We start from the raw sequence: 16737 nt of genomic DNA on the forward strand, positions 1-16737 counted from the left end.
CCTTCCTTTCACCTGGCGGCGAGCGGCTGGCGGGCCGGGTCGACCGGGGCGGGCAGGTCGCCCACCCCACCCAGGTACGTGTGGATCGCCGCCGCGGCGGCGCGTCCCTCGGCGATCGCCCAGACGATCAGCGACGCGCCCCGGTGCATGTCACCGGCGACGAAGACGCCGTCGGCGGCCTGCCAGTCTCCGCGGGCGTCGATCGCGCCCCGGCCGTTGCGGGACACCCCGAACTGCGCCAGCAGCGGCTGCTCCTCGGTGCCCTCGAAGCCGATGGCGAGCAGTACCAGGTCGGCCGGGATCTCCCGCTCGGAGCCGGGCAGCGCGGTGACGATGCGGCGACCGTCCACCTTCTCCACTGTCACCTCGGCGATCCGGACCGCGCGGACCTGGCCGGTGCCGTCGTCCACGAACTCCTGCACGGCGACCGCGAAGACCCGGTCGCCGCCCTCCTCGTGCGCCGGGTAGTTGCGCAGCACCCACGGCCAGGTCGGCCACGGGTCGCGCTCCGCGTCCCGTTCCGACGGCGGCTGCGGGTAGAGGTCGAGCTGGTGTACGCCCGCCGTGCCCTGCCGGTGCGCCACGCCGAGGCAGTCCGCGGCGGTGTCGCCACCACCGATGATCACCACGTGCTTGCCGGCGGCGTCGATCGGCGTGCCGTCGGGCAGCGTGGCCAGGGCGGGCTTCCCCTCCCCGGCGGCGGCCACGACCCGGTTCGCGGCGACCAGGTGCGCCATCGCCTGATGGACGCCGCGCAGCGCCCGGCCCGGCGTCCCCGGGGTGTCCCGGCCCTGCAACGCGCCGCAGGCCAGCAGCACCGCGTCGTGCTCGGCGCGCAACTGCTCGGCGGTCACGTCGACGCCGACCTCGACGCCGGTACGGAACCGCACGCCCTCGGCGGTGAGCTGGGCCAGCCGCTTGTCGATGTGCTGCTTCTCCAGCTTGAAGTCGGGGATGCCGTAGCGGAGCAGCCCGCCGATCGCGTCGTCGCGCTCGTAAACGGTGACCGTGTGACCGGCGCGGGCGAGCTGCTGCGCGGCGGCCAGCCCGGCCGGGCCGGAGCCGACCACCGCCACCGACCGGCCGGTGGGGACTGATGCGGGCCGGGGCCGCAGGCCGTCGCGGGCCACCGCGGCGTCGGCGATCTCCACCTCGACCTGCTTGATGGTGACCGGCTGCTGGCCGCCCAGGCCGAGCACGCAGGCCGCCTCGCACGGCGCCGGGCAGAGCCGGCCGGTGAACTCGGGGAAGTTGTTCGTGGCGTGCAGCGACTCCACCGCCGCGTCCCAGTTGCCGGTGCGGACCAGGTCGTTCCAGTCCGGGATGCGGTTGCCCAGCGGGCAGCCGTCGTGGCAGAACGGGATGCCGCAGTCCATGCACCGGGTGGCCTGCTCGCGGATCAGCTCCTCGCCGGCCGGCGGGTACACCTCCCGCCAGTCGGAGATCCGCACCGGGACCGGACGCCGGGCGGGCAGCCGCCGGTCGTAACGCAGGAAACCGTTCGGGTCAGGCACGAGCCACCTCCTGGGCGACCACCCGGGGCGCGGGCGGTACCGGCGCGGCCGACGGCACGCTGAGCGCACTCATCACCGCGTCGTCGACGTCTCGGCCGGCGGCTTCGGCGGCCCGCATGATCTCCATGACCCGGCGATAGTCGCGGGGCACCACTGCGGTGAACTCCTCCACCGCCTGCGGCCAGCGCTTGAGCAGGTCCTCGGCGACCGCCGAGTCCGTCTCGGCGAAGTGCCGCTGGACCAGCTCGTGCAGCCGGTCGCGTTCCTCGTCGCGCAGCGGCGACAGGTCGACCAGCTCGGTGTTCACCAGTCGCCGGTCGAGCCGGTGCACGAAGGCGGTGCCGCCGGACATGCCGGCGGCGAAGTTGCGCCCGGTCGGCCCGAGCACCACGACGATGCCGCCGGTCATGTACTCGCAGCCGTGGTCGCCGAGGCCCTCGACCACCGCGACCGCGCCGGAGTTGCGCACCGCGAACCGCTCCCCCACCCGGCCGCGCAGGTAGACCTCGCCACCGGTCGCGCCGTACAGGATGGTGTTGCCGGCGATGATCTGGTCCTCGGCCCGGCGGCCGGGCGCGGCGTCCACGCCGACGAACGGCGCGACGGTGTCCGGCCGGACCACGATGCGCCCGCCGGACAGTCCCTTGCCGACGTAGTCGTTGGCGTCGCCGTGCAGGCGCAGCGTGACCCCACGCGGCAGGAACGCGCCGAACGACTGGCCGGCGGTGCCGCGCAGCAGGAACTCGACGGTGTCGTCGGGCAGCCCGGCGCCGCCGAAGCGGCGGGTCACCTCGCCGCCGAGCATCGCGCCGACGCTGCGGTGCTCGTTGCGCACCTCGACCTCGACCCGGACCGGGCTACTGTCGCGCAGCGCCGGCCCGGCCAGCTCGATGAGCCGGTTGTCCAGCGCCGCGTCGAGGCCGTGGTCCTGGGCGCGGACACCGCGCCGGGCCGCGCCCTCGGGCAGTTCGGGCAGGTGCAGCACGCGGCTCAGGTCGAGCCCGTGGCCCTTCCAGTGGTCGATCGCGCCGACCACGTCGAGCAGCTCGGTGTGACCGATCGCCTCGTCGATGCTGCGGAAGCCCAGCTCGGCCAGGTAGCCGCGGACCTCCTCGGCGAGGAAGAGGAAGAAGTTCTCCACGAACTCGGGCCGGCCGGTGAAGCGCTCGCGCAGCACCGGGTTCTGAGTGGCGATGCCGACCGGACAGGTGTCCAGGTGGCACACGCGCATCATCACGCAGCCCTCGACGATGAGCGGCGCGGTGGCGAACCCGAACTCCTCGGCGCCGAGCAGCGCGGCGATCAGCACGTCCCGGCCGGTCTTGAGCTGGCCGTCGACCTGCACGGTGACCCGGTCGCGCAGCTTGTTGAGCAGCAGCGTCTGCTGCGCCTCGGCCAGGCCCAGCTCCCACGGGGTGCCGGCGTGCTTGAGCGAGTTCAGCGGGGACGCGCCGGTGCCGCCGTCGTGCCCGGAGATCAGGATGACGTCGGCCTTGAGCTTGGCCACGCCGGCCGCGACGGTGCCCACGCCCACCTCGCTGACCAGCTTCACGTGCACCCGGGCGGCCGGGTTGACGCACTTCAGGTCGTGGACGAGCTGGGCCAGGTCCTCGATGGAGTAGATGTCGTGGTGCGGCGGCGGGGAGATCAGGCCGACGCCAGGGGTGGCGTGCCGGGTCCGGGCGATCCACGGCCAGACCTTGTTGCCGGGAAGCTGCCCGCCCTCGCCGGGCTTCGCGCCCTGCGCCATCTTGATCTGGAGGTCGTCGGCGTTGACCAGGTATTCGCTTGTCACGCCGAAGCGGCCGCTGGCGATCTGCTTGACCGCGGAGCGGCGCGCCGGGTCGTGCAGCCGCTCGACGTCCTCGCCACCCTCGCCGGTGTTGGACTTGCCGCCGAGCCTGTTCATCGCGATGGCGAGCGTCTCGTGCGCCTCCGCCGAGATCGACCCGTACGACATGGCGCCGGTGGCGAAACGCTTCACGATCTCGGTGGCCGGCTCGACCTCGTCCAGCGGCACCGCCGGGCGTACGCCGGTGCGCAGCGTGAACAGCCCGCGCAGCGAGCCCGCCTTCGCGGCCAGCTCGTCGACCTTGGCGGTGTACTGCCGGAACACGTCGTACTGGCGGCTGCGGGTGGCGTGCTGGAGCAGGAAGACGGTCTCCGGGTTGAACAGGTGCAGCTCGCCCTCGCGGCGCCACTGGTACTCGCCGCCGACGTCCAGCCGGTCGTCCGCCTGCGCGCCCGGCGCCGGCCAGGCCCGCGCGTGCCGGGCCGCCACCTCGGCGTGGATCTCGGCCAGCCCGATGCCGCCGATGGTGCTCGGCGTGCCCCGGAAGTACCTGTCGACCAGGCGGGTCTCCAGGCCGACCGCCTCGAAGACCTGCGCCCCGCAGTACGACGACACTGTCGAGATGCCCATCTTGGACATGATCTTCAGGACGCCCTTGCCGAGCGCCTTGACGTAGTTGCGGACCGCCTTGACCCGGTCGACGCCGGCCAGCACGCCGGTGGAGATCATGTCCTCGACCGACTCGAAGGCCAGGTACGGGTTGACCGCCGCCGCGCCGTACCCGATCAGCACTGCCGCGTGGTGCACCTCGCGGCAGTCGCCGGACTCGACGACCAGCGCCACCTGGGTACGGGTCTGCTCGCGGACCAGGTGCTGGTGCACCGCGGCGGTGAGCAGCAGCGACGGGATCGGGGCCAGGTCGGCGTTGGAGTCCCGGTCGGAGAGCACCAGGATGCGCACGCCGTCCTCGATCGCCTCGGAGACGTGCCGGCAGATCTCGGTCAGCCGGGCCTTGATGCCGGCGCCGCCGTCGCGCAGGCGGTAGAGCCCGGAGACCCGGACCGCCTTGAAGCCGGGCAGGTCGCCGTCCTCGTCGATGGAGAGGATCTTGGCCAGCTCGTCGTTGTCGATCACCGGGTACGGCAGCACGATCTGCCGGCAGCTCGCCGGGCCCGGGTCCAGCAGGTTGCCCTCCGGCCCGATCGTGGACGCCAGGCTGGTCACCAGCTCCTCCCGGATGGCGTCCAGCGGCGGGTTGGTGACCTGCGCGAAGAGCTGATGGAAGTAGTCGTAGAGCAGCCGCGGCCGGGTGGACAGCGGGGCGATCGGCGTGTCGGTGCCCATCGAGCCGATCGGTTCCGCGCCGCTGCGGGCCATCGGGCCGAGCAGGATCTTCAGCTCCTCCTCGGTGTAGCCGAACACCTGCTGGCGGCGGCGCACCGAGTCGTGGGTGTAGACGGTGTGCTCGCGGGCGGGCAGGTCGTCCAGCTCGATCAGGCCGGCGTGCAGCCACTCCTGGTACGGCTGCTCGGCGGCCAGCTCGGTCTTGATCTCGTCGTCGGAGACGATCCGGCCGTTGACGGTGTCGACAAGGAACATCCGGCCCGGCTGGAGCCGGCCCTTGGCGATCACGGTGGACGGGTCCAGGTCGAGCACGCCCGCCTCGCTGCCCAGCACCACCAGCCCGTCGGCGGTGTGCCACCAGCGGCCCGGGCGCAGCCCGTTGCGGTCGAGCACCGCGCCGACGACCTCGCCGTCGGTGAAGGCCACCGAGGCCGGGCCGTCCCACGGCTCCATCAGGCTGGCGTGGAAGCGGTAGAACGCGCGCTTGTCGGCGCGCATGTCCGGGTCGTTCTCCCACGCCTCGGGGATCATCATGAGCACCGCGTGCGGCAGGCTCCGCCCGGCCAGGTGCAGCAGCTCCAGGACCTCGTCGAAGTTCGCCGAGTCGGACGCCGCCGGGGTGCACACCGGGAAGACCCGGCGGATGTTGCCGGGCAGGTTCGGGCTGCGCAGCAGCGCCTCGCGGGCCTGCATCCAGTTGCGGTTGCCGCGGATCGTGTTGATCTCGCCGTTGTGCGCGATGAACCGGTACGGGTGCGCCAGCGGCCAGGACGGAAACGTGTTCGTGGAGAAGCGGGAGTGCACCAGCGCGATGGCGCTGACCACCCGCTCGTCGGTCAGCTCCGGGTAGAACTCCGGGAGCTGGTCCGGGGTGAGCATGCCCTTCCACACCATGGTGCGGCCGGACAGCGACGGGAAGTACGCCGGCACGCCCCGCTCGGCGGTCTCCCGCTCGACCTGCTTGCGCAGGCAGAACGCCACCCGGTCCAGGTCGAGCCCGGTCAGCGGGGAGCCGGCCGGGCCGGCGGGCGAGTCGGTCAGCCGGTGCGCGGCGAGGAAGAGCTGCCGGACCCGGGGCATCGCCGCGAGGGCCGTCTCCCCCAGGCCGGACGGGTCGGTCGGCACCTCGCGCCAGCCGAGCACGTCGGCGCCCTCGACCAGCGCGTACTTGTCGACCACCTGGCGGGCGCGGATCTCGGCCGCGTCGTCGTCGGGCAGGAACACCAGACCGGTGGCGTACTGGCCGGCCGGGGGCAGCGGGAAGTCGACGGTGGCGCGCAGGAACGCGTCCGGCACCTGGATCATGATGCCGGCGCCGTCCCCGGTGTTGTGCTCCGCGCCCCGGGCGCCCCGGTGGTCCAGCCGGCACAGCGCCCCGAGGCCGTTCGCGACGACCTGGTGCGAGCGCCGCCCGTACAGGTCGGCCACGAAGGCCACGCCGCAGGCGTCGTGCTCGTACGCGGGGTCGTAGAGCCCGGTCGCCTGTGGGGCCGACTGCGGGCTGTGAGGGTACGGAAAGGCCACCGGGCCTCCTGTCGTCACTCAGGATGGATCATGATGGGGACGACGTCGGCCCTCTGCGGTTTATTGAGTCTACGTTAGGGCTTCCGGCGCAAGGCCAGTTCAGATTGATCACACTTCCAGATGCTGGGACGTGTAGTCTCGCGCGGTGGATCTCGCACGCGCTGACGTACTCGACCGGTTGGAGCGGTTCTACGACGCGGTGCCCCGCGACGTGGCCCGCTGCGAGGAGTACGACGCCCTGGTGCTCTTCGTCCGGGAAGGTGCCGGATGGCCGTTCTACGCCCGGCCCCGGCTCGACGCCACCGAGCACCCCACGCTCGCCGACGTCACGGCGGTCCGCGCCCGCCAACGGGAGCTGGGCCTGCCGGAGGTGTTCGAGTGGGTGCACGAGCATCAGCCGGACCTGCTGGCGGTGGCCCGCTCGGCCGGGCTGAGCGTGCTGGAGGCGCCGCTGATGCTGCTGGAACCGGAGCGGCTGCCCGAACCGGGGACGTTCAGCGACGTACCGGTGCGGGTGCTGGACCCCGCCGAGCCCGGCTTCGCCGCGGACATCGCGCTGCGACGGGCCGTCGCCGCGGTCGGCTTCGCCAACGGCGGCACCGCGCGCGGCGAGGCCGGACCGGCCGAACGGGATGCCGCCGTCGCCGGGCTGGACGTGGCCGCGCTGGAGGAGGAGGCGACCCGGGTCGCCGACGGCAGGCGCGTCTCCGTGCTCGCCGGCACGCCCGGGGAAGGCGCGCTCGCCAGCGGCATGGCCATGCGGGTGGGCGACGTGGCGGAGATCGCCGGGGTGGCCACGCTGCCGTCCGCGCGGCGGCGCGGCCTCGGCGCTGCGGTGACCGCCACCCTCGCGCGGGAACTGCGCGCCGCCGGCACCGACCTGATCTTCCTCAGCGCCGGCAGCGAGGACATCGCCCGGGTCTACCTGCGGGTCGGGTTCCGCCGGATCGGCACCGCCTGCATCGCCGAGCCCGCCGCCGTCATCTGAGCACCGACCCGGCTGTCGGGCCGGGCCGGTCGCCCGGGGACCGCGCTGACTGAGGGGCCGGGCCGGTCGCCCGGGGACCGCGCTGACTGAGGGGCCCGGCCGCCGGGGACCGTGCCGTTGCCCGACGGCCGCGCGCCGACAGGGCCGCACGCGGACGGTCAGGACGGCGGCTGCCAGGCGGCGGCCGCGGCGGCGGCCGTGTTGCGCATCCGAGGGCTGATCGTGCCGAGGGCGGCGTCGCGGGCGCGCAGCGCCAGCCGGCCCCGGGCCTGCAGGACCGCCGACATCCGCCGGGTCTGCCGGACCATCGTGGCCGCGCGAGGGCGGCGCAGCCGGTCGTACGCGGTCACCGCGTCCGGCAGCCGCGACTCCCGCAGCAGCCCGGCCAGCGTCGCCGCGTCCTCGAACGCCAGGCAGGCGCCCTGGCCGAGGTGCGGCGGCATGGCGTGCGCGGCGTCGCCGAGCAGCACCACGCCGCCCGGGCCGGCCGGGAAGCCGTACGCCTTCGGCAGCGGGCGCAGCTCACGGATCTCCTGCTGCACCACGTCGTCCGGGTCGGTCGCCTCCAGCAGCGTGCCGATCGGCGCGGGCCAGCCGGCGAACCAGCGTTTGAGCAGGGCGAGCTGGACCTCGGGCGGCTCCGGTCGGGGCGCGCCCGCCGCGGTGGCCACCCAGTAGACGCCGCCCCGGCGGGAGGCCCCGGCGTTGCCCCGCTCGCCGAGCGAGGCGGCCAGGAACCGGTACCCGGCGCCCAGCGTCTCGCCGTGCAGCGGCTGGTCGTCGGGCAGCTGCGGGGCCCGGTACCAGGGGATGACCGCCCGCCACGCGGCGCACCCGGAGCTGACCACAGAGCTCTCCGGCGCCAGTTGCCTGCGGATCTCGCTGTCGGCGCCGTCGGCGGCCACCACCAGATCCGCCTCGTAGGTGTGCCGGCCGTCGCCCACCGCCGGGCGCTCGCCGGAGGCGGCGCGCACCGTCCGCACTGTCACGCCGGTACGCAGCTCGACCCGGTCGCCGAGGCCGGCGATGAGCGCGTCGTGCAGGTCCTCCCGGTGCACCACCACCGGCATCCGCTCGGCCGGGGTGGACCGGGGCTGCACCAGCCAGTGCCCGTCCGGGCGGCGTACGCCGCCGTCGGGCAGCGGGGTGGCGATCGCGTCCAGCCCGTCGCCCAGCCCGAGGGCGCGCAGCGCGCGTACCCCGTTGGGCCAGAGCACCACGGCGGTCGCCTCCGGCCGGACCCGGTCGGCGCGTTCCAGCAGCGTGACCTGCCATCCCGAACGGGCCAGCACGCCGGCCACCGCCATCCCGCCGAGTCCGGCGCCGACCACCACCGCGCTGCGCATGACTCCCCCGCTCAGCTGTCCCGGTCGGTGGGGCGCGCGCCGGCGTCGGCCCGGCCCGCGTTCGTGCGCTCGGCGTCCGCCCGCTCCGGACCGGCGTCGGAGTCGGCGCCGTCGGCGTCCGCGCGGTCGGCGGCGTCCGCGTCGGCCGTGGTGGCGTCCGCCGCTTCGGCAGTGGTGGCGTCGTCGTCCGGGGATTCGGTCCGCTCGTCGTCGGCCGGGGGCAGCACGCCGGTCTTGCGGTACGTGTCGAACTGCTCCTCGCTCACCACCCGGTAGCCCTCCGGCACGACCGGCCGGGCGGCGGCCTCCCGGGCGGAGAGGTCGACCTGGGAGACGTCCCCGGAGGGGGTAGGCGCGAGGGCCGGCTCGCCCACCGGCACGAGGTATTCGCGGGGGCCCCGGACCCGGACGAAGTAGGCCAGCGCGCCGAGGAAGACGAGCACGGCGGTCCAGACGTTGAGCCGTACGCCGAGGATGAGGTTGGCCTCGTCGGTGCGCATCAGCTCGATCCAGAACCGGCCCACCGTGTAGCCCATCACGTAGAGCGCGAACGCCCGGCCGCGGCCGAGCCGCAGCTTGCGGTCGAGGTAGAGCACCAGCGCGGCGACGCCGACGTTCCAGAGCGCCTCGTAGAGGAACGCCGGGTGGTAGAGCCCGGGCTGGAGCACCGGATTGCCGGCGTCGTCGCGCAGCGCGTGGCCCGGGTTGTCCGGGTCCATCACGTGCACCTCAAGACCCCAGGGCAGTGTGGTCCGCCCGCCGTACAGCTCGTTGTTGAACCAGTTGCCCAGCCGGCCGACGGCCTGTGCCAGCGGCAGCCCCGGCGCCAGCGCGTCGGCGATCACCGTGAACGGGATGCCGAGCTGCCGGGCGGCGAGCCACGCGCCGACCGCGCCACCGGCCACCGCGCCCCAGATGCCGAGCCCGCCCTCCCAGATGTAGAGCGCCTTGATCGGCTCACCGCCGGCGCCGAAGTATTTCTCCGGCGACGTGATCACGTGGTAGATCCGCGCGCCGATGATGCCCGCCGGCACCGCCCAGACGGCGATGTCGAGCACCGCGCCCGGAGCGACGCCGCGGCGGCGCAGCCGGTACTCGGTGACCACGCAGGCCACCACGATGCCGAGGATGATGCAGAGCGCGTACGCCCGGATCGGAACCGGACCGAGCTGCCAGACGGCAGTGCTGGGGCTGGGCATGGCCGCCAGTGGGGTCATCGGGGCGAGGGTCACGGGTGCACACGGTACCTGTGCGGACTGTGTGTGCGGCACCCCGGTCGGCCTGCCGCGCGGGTCGGATGACTTCTGGTTTGCGCGGTCGTAGGCTCTTTGTCCATGAGCCCGCTCACATGGGCGGTCGCCGCGGTCGTCATCGACGGGTCGGGCCGGCTGCTGCTCTGCCGCCGCTCCGACGGGGCGCGTCGCTGGGCGCTGCCGGGCGGGCGGCTGCGCCACGACGAGAGCCCGGCGGACGCCGTCGTCCGGGCGGTCCGCGCGGAGTCCGGCTGGGCGGTCGAACCGGTCGACCTGGTCGGCCTCTACCGGGTGAGCGGCCCGCGGGCGCCCGCGCCACCGGCCGGGCGGTGCGGCGCGCGCCCCGACGTGCTGGTGCACGTGTTCCGCGCCGGGCCGGCCGGCGTCGAGCCGCTGAGCGAGGCGGCGGCCGGGTGCCTGCCGCGGTGGTGGCCGCCGCAGGAGCTGCCCGACGTGCTGACCCCCGCAACGAGCGCGGCGATCGCGGACGCGCTCGCCGGCCGCTCCGGCGTGCTGCGCCACACCGGCGCCGGTGACGCGCTCACGCCGTCCGGTGACGGGCAGCCCGCCCCGCCCGGCCAGCGCGCGTCCGAGCAGGCCGACAGCAAGCGCTGACCGCCCTTCCCGCCGCGCGTGATCGACACCAGGTCGGCGGAGTGGCGGTGTCCCGGCGTGTTCGACCACGCCAGTTCGGCGACCTGGAGTCGATCACGCAGGCGGGCGGCCAGGGCTGGACACGCAACCGCAGCGGTCAGCGGGCCGGGTTGCGGACGCCCTCGGCCAGTTCGGCGCTGAGCTTGCGCAGGGCGGTCAGGCCGGTGGCCTGGTCCGGGGCGTCCAGCACGCAGCGGACCAGCGCGCTGCCCACGATCACCGCGTCGGCGTACCCGGCGACGGTGGCGGCCTGCGCGCCGGTGCCCACGCCCAACCCGACGCCGACCGGGATGTCGGTGACCTCGCGCAGCCGGGAGACCAGCACCGGGGCGGCCTCGGAGGTCTGCGCCCGGGCGCCTGTGACACCCATGATCGCGGTGGCGTAGACGAAGCCACGGCAGTGCTCGGCGGTCATCCGCAGCCGCGCGTCGGTCGAGGACGGGGAGACCAGGAACGTCCGGTCCAGGCCGTGCGCGTCCGAGGCGGCCAGCCACTCGGCGGCCTCGTCGGGGATCAGGTCCGGCGTGACCAGGCCGGTGCCACCGGCGGCGGCCATGTCGCGGGCGAACGCGTCGACGCCGTACTGCTCGATCGGGTTCCAGTAGGTCATGGTGACGACGCTGGCCCCGGTCGCGGCGACCGCCTCGACGGCGCGCAGCGTGTCCGCGACGCGGACGCCACCGGCGAGCGCGATGTCGCTCGCCTTCTGGATGACCGGGCCGTCCATCACCGGGTCGGAGTACGGGATCTCCACCTCGATGACGTCCACGCCCGCCTCGACCATGGCCTTCATGGCGGCGATGCTGCCCTCGACGGTCGGGAAGCCCGCCGGCATGCAGCCGACCAGCACGGCCCGTCCGTCCGCGCGCGCCTTGTCGAAGGCGACCCCGATGCGGCTCACGCTGTCACTCCTTGTCGAGGATGCCGAAGTACGCGCCGGCGGTGTGCACGTCCTTGTCGCCCCGGCCGGACAGGTTGACCACGATCAACGGCTCGCGGCCCAGCTCCTCGGCGAGCCGGGGGGCGATCGCGCGGGCGCCGGCGAGCGCGTGCGCGCTCTCGATCGCCGGGATCACGCCCTCGGTGCGGCAGAGCAGCTCGAACGCGGCCATCGCGTCGGCGTCGTCGACCGGCAGGTAGGTGGCCCGGCCGGTGTCGTGCAGCCAGGCGTGCTCCGGCCCGACGCCCGGGTAGTCCAGGCCGGCCGAGATCGAGTGCGACTCGATGGTCTGCCCGTCGGCGTCCTGCAGGACGTACGTGCGGGTGCCGTGCAGCACGCCCGACGAGCCGCCGGTGATGCTGGCGGCGTGCCGGCCGGTGTCGACGCCCTCGCCGCCGGCCTCGAAGCCGTAGAGGCGCACCCCGGCGTCCGGCACGAACGCGTGGAAGATGCCGAGCGCGTTGGAGCCGCCGCCGACGCAGGCCGCGACCGCGTCCGGCAGCGTGCCGGTCAGGTCCAGGCACTGCTGGCGTGCCTCCACGCCGATGCCGCGCACGAAGTCGCGGACCATCTCCGGGAACGGGTGCGGTCCGGCGGCGGTGCCGATCAGGTAGTGGGTGCTGTCGACGTTGGCGACCCAGTCCCGCATCGCCTCGTTCATCGCGTCCTTGAGCGTGCGCGAGCCGGTGGTCACCGGTACGACAGTGGCGCCGAGCATCCGCATCCGGGCCACGTTGAGCGCCTGCCGCTCGGTGTCCACCTGGCCCATGTAGACGACGCATTCCAGGTCGAACAGCGCGGCGGCGGTGGCGGTGGCCACGCCGTGCTGGCCGGCGCCGGTCTCCGCGATCACCCGCTGCTTGCCCATCCGCTTGGTGAGCAGCGCCTGGCCCAGCACGTTGCGGACCTTGTGCGCGCCGGTGTGGTTGAGGTCCTCGCGCTTGAGCAGGACCCGCGCGCCGATCTGCGCGGAGAAGCGCCGGGCTTCGTAGAGCATCGAGGGCGTCCCGGCGTAGTCACGCAGCAGCGAGTCGAACTCGGCGAGGAAGTCCTCGTCGCCCATCGCCTTGCGGTACGCCGCGTCCAGCTCGTCCAGCGCGGCGACGAGCGCCTCGGGGACGAACCGGCCGCCGAACCGGCCGAAGTGACCGGCGGCGTCGGGAACCTGGCCGGCTGCGGGTACGGCGCTCATCGCGGGCGTCCTCTCGGGTCGGGTGGCCCGGCGGCTCAGCGCACCGGGCGGGGCGTGGCCGGGTGGTTGCCGGCGTTGACCAGCTCGGCGACCGCTTCGCGCGGGCTCTTCTGGGTGACCAGGCCCTCGCCCACCAGGACGGCGTCGGCACCGGCCGAGGCGTACCGGATCAGGTCGTGCGGGCCACGCACGCCGGACTCGGCGATCTTGACGACGCTGCTCGGCAGGCCGGGCGCGATCCGCTCGAACACCGAGCGGTCGACCTCCAGCGTACGCAGGTCACGGGCGTTGACGCCGATGACCTGGGCACCGGCCTCCAGGGCGCGGTCCGCCTCCTCCTCGGTGTGCACCTCGACGAGCGCCGTCATGCCCAGCGACTCGATCCGCTCCAGCAGCCCGACCAGCACGTTCTGCTCCAGCGCGGCGACGATCAGCAGCACCAGGTCGGCGCCGTGCGCGCGGGCCTCGTGCACCTGGTAGCTGGAGACGACGAAGTCCTTGCGCAGCACCGGCACGTTCACCGCGGCCCGCACCGCCGCCAGGTCGTCGAGCGACCCGCCGAACCAGCGGCCCTCGGTGAGCACGCTGATCGCCCGCGCTCCCCCGGCCGCGTAGTCACCGGCCAGGTCCGCCGGGTCGGCGATCTCGGCCAGCCGCCCCTTGGACGGCGACGAGCGCTTCACCTCGGCGATCACGGCCACGCCAGGGCGGCGCAGGGCCGCGTACGCGTCCAGCGGTGGCGGCGCGGCGGCGGCCAGTTCACGGATCCGCTCCAGCGGAACCTGCTCCTGGCGCCGGGCCACGTCCTCGCGTACGCCGGCCAGGATCTCGTCGAGCACCCCTGCGGACGGCGCCGCTCCGGCGTCGTCCCCCTCCGCGTGCGCATGCTCAGCAGTCACCAACGGACTCCCCTCTCCGGGCGTCATGGGCCGATGCTAGGGGGCGCCACCTGGCGACAAGTGCCCGGGGGTATGGCGCACCTCACGACATGGGCTGTGGCATGATGGCCGACTTCCGGTGAACGCCATGTCACGCAGCGCCACGCTGGCATCGACCGTCACCCATCCCTATCTCACCACGATCGGTCCCGGGCCCGCAGCACGGGTTCCGGCGACGGCTGTGACCAAGCTCAAGGACCTCCGGCCCTGCCCAGGTCGGACCCGCTGCAGGACCGTTGACCTGTGCTTCATGAGGGCGAAACGTGAGCCCGGCAGCATCGTCCTCAGGCAGACTCGACACCGGCGGCTGCCGACCGCCGACAACCATCTCGTGCGGGGTGACCATGAGCGTCAACGGGCCGAACCAGACCATCGGCTTGACCACCATCTCCCGGACCGTCGCCTCCCTCGCCTTCGGCGTGGTGCACACGCTGGAGCGCGCGGTGGCCGGTGACGGCCGGACGCGTACCGCCCAGGGCAACGCCTGGGAGGCCGTCTGCGCGGACCGGGCCCGTGCCGCCCAGCGCCGCGAGCTGGAGCGGCTGGTGACCGAACTGACCGCCGCACGGGCCGCGGCCCGACGGCGGCGCGACGCGCGCGAGGCGCAGCCGGTCAGCTGACCGTCGGGTCCTCGCCCCGGTCCAGCGCGTCCCACGCGTCCCGGGTGCCCCGCTCTACCGCCGGCCGGCCGGGCTCGGCCGCCGGCGCGGCCCGTCGCTCGTAGCGCGCGCCCATCGCCGGCCAGTCGTCGCCGCGCAACGCGGTGAACGCGCCGCCGGCCGCGAGGGCCAGGCCACCGGCCAGCACCAGCGCGGGCCACTGCCGGCTCACCCCGGCCTCGGTGAGGCCGATCCCGCCGCCGACCGCCACGGCCAGGCCGACCGCGCCCAGCAGCAGGCCCAGCAGCCGGCGCAGGCGGCCCCGGGTGGCGAGCACCGCGCCGCCGCCGGCCAGCCCCACGTAGGTCAGCGCCAGCACCCACGGCAGCAGGTCCGCGCCGGTGCGGTCGGCCCGGCCGGGCGGCAGCGAGCCGCGGGCGGTCACCTCCGCCGACCAGGTCCGGGTCACCGCCCAGCAGGCCAGACCCGCGCCGGCCAGGCAGAGCAGCACCGCGTACGCGAGTTCGCGCCGGCCGCGGGCCGCCGGCGCGGTGGAGCCGGGCGCGCTCACCGGGCTGCCCGCAGCGTCTCGGCGGCGGCGATCGCGGCGAGGACGGCGGCGGCCTTGCTCCGCGTCTCCTGATCCTCGGCGGCCGGGTCGGAATCGGCCACGATCCCGGCCCCGGCCTGCACGTAGGCGCGGCCGTCGCGGATCAGCGCGGTACGGATCGCGATGGCCATGTCCAGGTCGCCGCCGAAGGCGAAGTAGCCGACGGTGCCGCCGTAGACGCCGCGCCGGACCGGTTCCAGCTCCTCGATGATCTCCATGGCGCGTACCTTTGGCGCGCCGCTGAGCGTGCCGGCCGGGAACGTCGCGGCGAGCGCGTCGAACGCGGTGCGGTCGGCGCGCAGCTCGCCGACGACTGTCGAGACGATGTGCATGACGTGGCTGTAGCGCTCGATGGTGGCGAACTCGGGCACCTCCACCGTCCCCGGCCGGCAGACCCGCCCCAGGTCGTTGCGGCCCAGATCGACGAGCATGACGTGCTCGGCGCGCTCCTTGGGGTCGGCGAGCAGCTCGGCGGCGAGCCGGGCGTCGGCCTCCGGGGAGCGGCCGCGCGGCCGGGTGCCGGCGATCGGGTGCAGCAGGGCCCGCCGCCGCCCGTCCGGGCCGGCGCTGACCTTGAGGTGCGCCTCCGGGGACGACCCGACGATGTCGAAGCCGTCGAAGCGCAGCAGGTACATGTACGGGCTGGGGTTGGTGGTGCGCAGCACCCGGTACACGTCGAGCGGGTCGGCGTCGGTGGGGCGCTCGAAGCGCTGGCTGAGCACGATCTGGAAGCACTCGCCGGCCCGGATCGCCTCCTTGGCCGCCACCACCGCCTTGGGATAGCCGCCCTCCGGGGTCCGGCTGACCACCTCGCCGACGCCCGGCCGGTCGACGGTGGAGACCATGGGCGGGATCGGTCGGGACAACGCGCTGGTCATGGCGTCCAGGCGACCGACTGCGTGGTGGTACGCGGCGTCGACCCGCTCCGCCCGCCCGGGCGCGTCGAGCGGGGGCAGCACCGCGTTGGCGACGAGGATCGCCGAGCCCTCGTAGTGGTCGAGCACCACCAGGTCGGTGGCGAGCATCATGCCCAGCTCGGGCACGTCCAGCTCGTCCTCGGTCAGCTCGGGCAGCCGCTCGAAGCGGCGGACCAGGTCGTAGGCGAGGAAGCCGACCAGCCCGCCGGTCAGCGGCGGCATTCCGCCGGCCGGGTCCCAGGCCGGGCCGGCGAGCGCGTCGACCGACTCGCGGAGCACGGTGACCGGATCGCCGGTGGTCGGTACGCCCGCGGGCGGCGTGCCGGTCCAGCTCGCCTCGCCGTCGCGCTCGGTGAGCGTGGCGCTGCTGCGGACGCCGATGAACGAGTACCGAGACCAGGCCGTGCCGGCCGAGCCCACGCCCTGCTCGGCGGATTCCAGCAGGAACGTGCCGGGACCGCCGGCCAGCTTGCGGTAGACCCCGACCGGGGTCTCGGCGTCGGCGAGCAGCCGCCGGGTCACCGGCACGACGCGCCAGCGAGCGGCCAGGTCGGCGAAAGTGGACCGGTCCGGGCTGACCGCGCCGTCGGTCACGGGGTCACCTCCGGGGAGCTGACCGGCAGGTCGGTGAAGAAGCACGTGCGCTGCCCGGTGTGACAGGCCGCGCCGACCTGCTCCACGCTGACCAGCAGCGCGTCGCCGTCGCAGTCCAGCGCCACCGAGCGCACGTACTGGTGGTTGCCGGAGGTGGCGCCCTTGACCCAGTACTCGCCGCGGCTGCGCGACCAGTAGGTGGCCCGGCCGGTGGTGAGCGTGCGGTGCAGCGCCTCGTCGTCCATCCAGGCGACCATCAGCACCTCGCCCGAGTCGTGGGCGCGGACCACGGCGGCGACCAGGCCGTCCGGGGTGCGGCGGAGCCTGGCCGCGATGGCCGGGTCGAGCCGGGACGGGCGGACCGGGCCGGGAGCGGGGGCGCCGTTCAGCGGCGCGTCAGGGGCGGGCACGGTTGACCATTCTCCCGCACGCGGCCCCGGCACCGCCGACGTGTCCCGGGAGGCGGGCGTCACCGTCTCCAACGCCCGGCCCAACTGCCGCAGGTAGCGGTCCACCCGGCCGTCGGTGAGCG

Annotated in this window: 13 protein-coding genes; 3 read left to right on the plus strand and 10 right to left on the minus strand. The window is 74.5% G+C overall.

From position 1 onward, the window contains the following. Positions 1 to 8: 8 nt before the first annotated feature. Together FHU28_RS25175 and gltB are read right to left on the minus strand one after the other, a co-directional pair. Complete coding sequence (locus tag FHU28_RS25175) at positions 9 to 1514, minus strand: glutamate synthase subunit beta (RefSeq protein ID WP_184686873.1); 1506 nt, start codon at positions 1512 to 1514, stop codon at positions 9 to 11. Next, a complete protein-coding gene (gltB, locus tag FHU28_RS25180) occupies positions 1507 to 6174 on the minus strand; it encodes a glutamate synthase large subunit (protein WP_184686874.1) in 4668 nt (1555 codons plus the stop codon). Before gltB ends, FHU28_RS25175 begins: the two co-directional genes overlap by 8 nt. 145 nt (positions 6175 to 6319) lie before the next feature. Between gltB and FHU28_RS25185 the strand changes: the two genes are divergently transcribed. Next, positions 6320 to 7162 (plus strand): GNAT family N-acetyltransferase, encoded by an 843-nt coding sequence (locus tag FHU28_RS25185; RefSeq protein WP_184686875.1) that lies wholly within the window; start codon positions 6320 to 6322, stop codon positions 7160 to 7162. Positions 7163 to 7320: 158 nt separating this feature from the next. Here the strand turns inward: FHU28_RS25185 and FHU28_RS25190 are convergent, their stop codons facing one another. Together FHU28_RS25190 and lgt are read right to left on the minus strand one after the other, a co-directional pair. Further along, the gene (locus FHU28_RS25190; protein WP_184686876.1) at positions 7321 to 8508 is read right to left on the minus strand and encodes an FAD-dependent oxidoreductase; all 1188 of its coding nucleotides are present in this window, start codon (positions 8506 to 8508) and stop codon (positions 7321 to 7323) included. Between the two features lie 11 nt (positions 8509 to 8519). Next, the gene (gene lgt, locus FHU28_RS25195; RefSeq protein ID WP_184686877.1) at positions 8520 to 9740 is read right to left on the minus strand and encodes a prolipoprotein diacylglyceryl transferase; all 1221 of its coding nucleotides are present in this window, start codon (positions 9738 to 9740) and stop codon (positions 8520 to 8522) included. Between the two features lie 102 nt (positions 9741 to 9842). Here lgt and FHU28_RS25200 point away from each other — a divergent pair, with 102 nt between their 5' ends. Next, positions 9843 to 10376 carry an NUDIX hydrolase gene (locus FHU28_RS25200; RefSeq protein ID WP_184686878.1) on the plus strand — a complete coding sequence of 178 codons (534 nt, stop codon included), beginning with the start codon at positions 9843 to 9845 and terminating at the stop codon, positions 10374 to 10376. Between the two features lie 136 nt (positions 10377 to 10512). Here the strand turns inward: FHU28_RS25200 and trpA are convergent, their stop codons facing one another. Genes trpA through trpC form a run of 3 tightly spaced genes read right to left on the minus strand, consistent with a single transcriptional unit; the run spans position 10513 to position 13386 of the window. Further along, positions 10513 to 11316, minus strand: a complete 804-nt coding sequence (gene trpA, locus FHU28_RS25205; RefSeq protein WP_030500292.1) for a tryptophan synthase subunit alpha — start codon at positions 11314 to 11316, stop codon at positions 10513 to 10515. 4 nt (positions 11317 to 11320) lie between these two features. After that, positions 11321 to 12547: a tryptophan synthase subunit beta gene (gene trpB / locus FHU28_RS25210; RefSeq protein ID WP_184686879.1), complete on the minus strand. Its 1227-nt coding sequence runs from the start codon at positions 12545 to 12547 to the stop codon at positions 11321 to 11323. A gap of 35 nt (positions 12548 to 12582) precedes the next feature. After that, complete coding sequence (gene trpC / locus FHU28_RS25215) at positions 12583 to 13386, minus strand: indole-3-glycerol phosphate synthase TrpC (RefSeq protein ID WP_030271968.1); 804 nt, start codon at positions 13384 to 13386, stop codon at positions 12583 to 12585. Between the two features lie 443 nt (positions 13387 to 13829). Between trpC and FHU28_RS25220 the strand changes: the two genes are divergently transcribed. Further along, positions 13830 to 14105: a hypothetical protein gene (locus FHU28_RS25220; protein WP_184686880.1), complete on the plus strand. Its 276-nt coding sequence runs from the start codon at positions 13830 to 13832 to the stop codon at positions 14103 to 14105. Here the strand turns inward: FHU28_RS25220 and FHU28_RS25225 are convergent. Genes FHU28_RS25225 through hisI form a run of 3 tightly spaced genes read right to left on the minus strand, consistent with a single transcriptional unit; the run spans position 14098 to position 16615 of the window. Beyond that, positions 14098 to 14655 carry a Trp biosynthesis-associated membrane protein gene (locus FHU28_RS25225; RefSeq protein WP_184686881.1) on the minus strand — a complete coding sequence of 186 codons (558 nt, stop codon included), beginning with the start codon at positions 14653 to 14655 and terminating at the stop codon, positions 14098 to 14100. The two genes, FHU28_RS25220 and FHU28_RS25225, sit on opposite strands and share 8 nt — an antisense overlap. Then, positions 14652 to 16205 (minus strand): anthranilate synthase component I, encoded by a 1554-nt coding sequence (locus tag FHU28_RS25230; protein ID WP_184686882.1) that lies wholly within the window; start codon positions 16203 to 16205, stop codon positions 14652 to 14654. The genes FHU28_RS25225 and FHU28_RS25230 overlap by 4 nt, the downstream gene beginning before the upstream one ends. Next, on the minus strand, positions 16202 to 16615 hold the full coding sequence (gene hisI / locus FHU28_RS32850) for a phosphoribosyl-AMP cyclohydrolase (protein WP_311773707.1): 414 nt from the start codon (positions 16613 to 16615) through the stop codon (positions 16202 to 16204). Before hisI ends, FHU28_RS25230 begins: the two co-directional genes overlap by 4 nt. Positions 16616 to 16737 lie beyond the last annotated feature (122 nt).

The organism is Micromonospora echinospora, from assembly GCF_014203425.1.
Taxonomy (GTDB): Bacteria; Actinomycetota; Actinomycetes; order Mycobacteriales; family Micromonosporaceae; genus Micromonospora; species Micromonospora echinospora_A.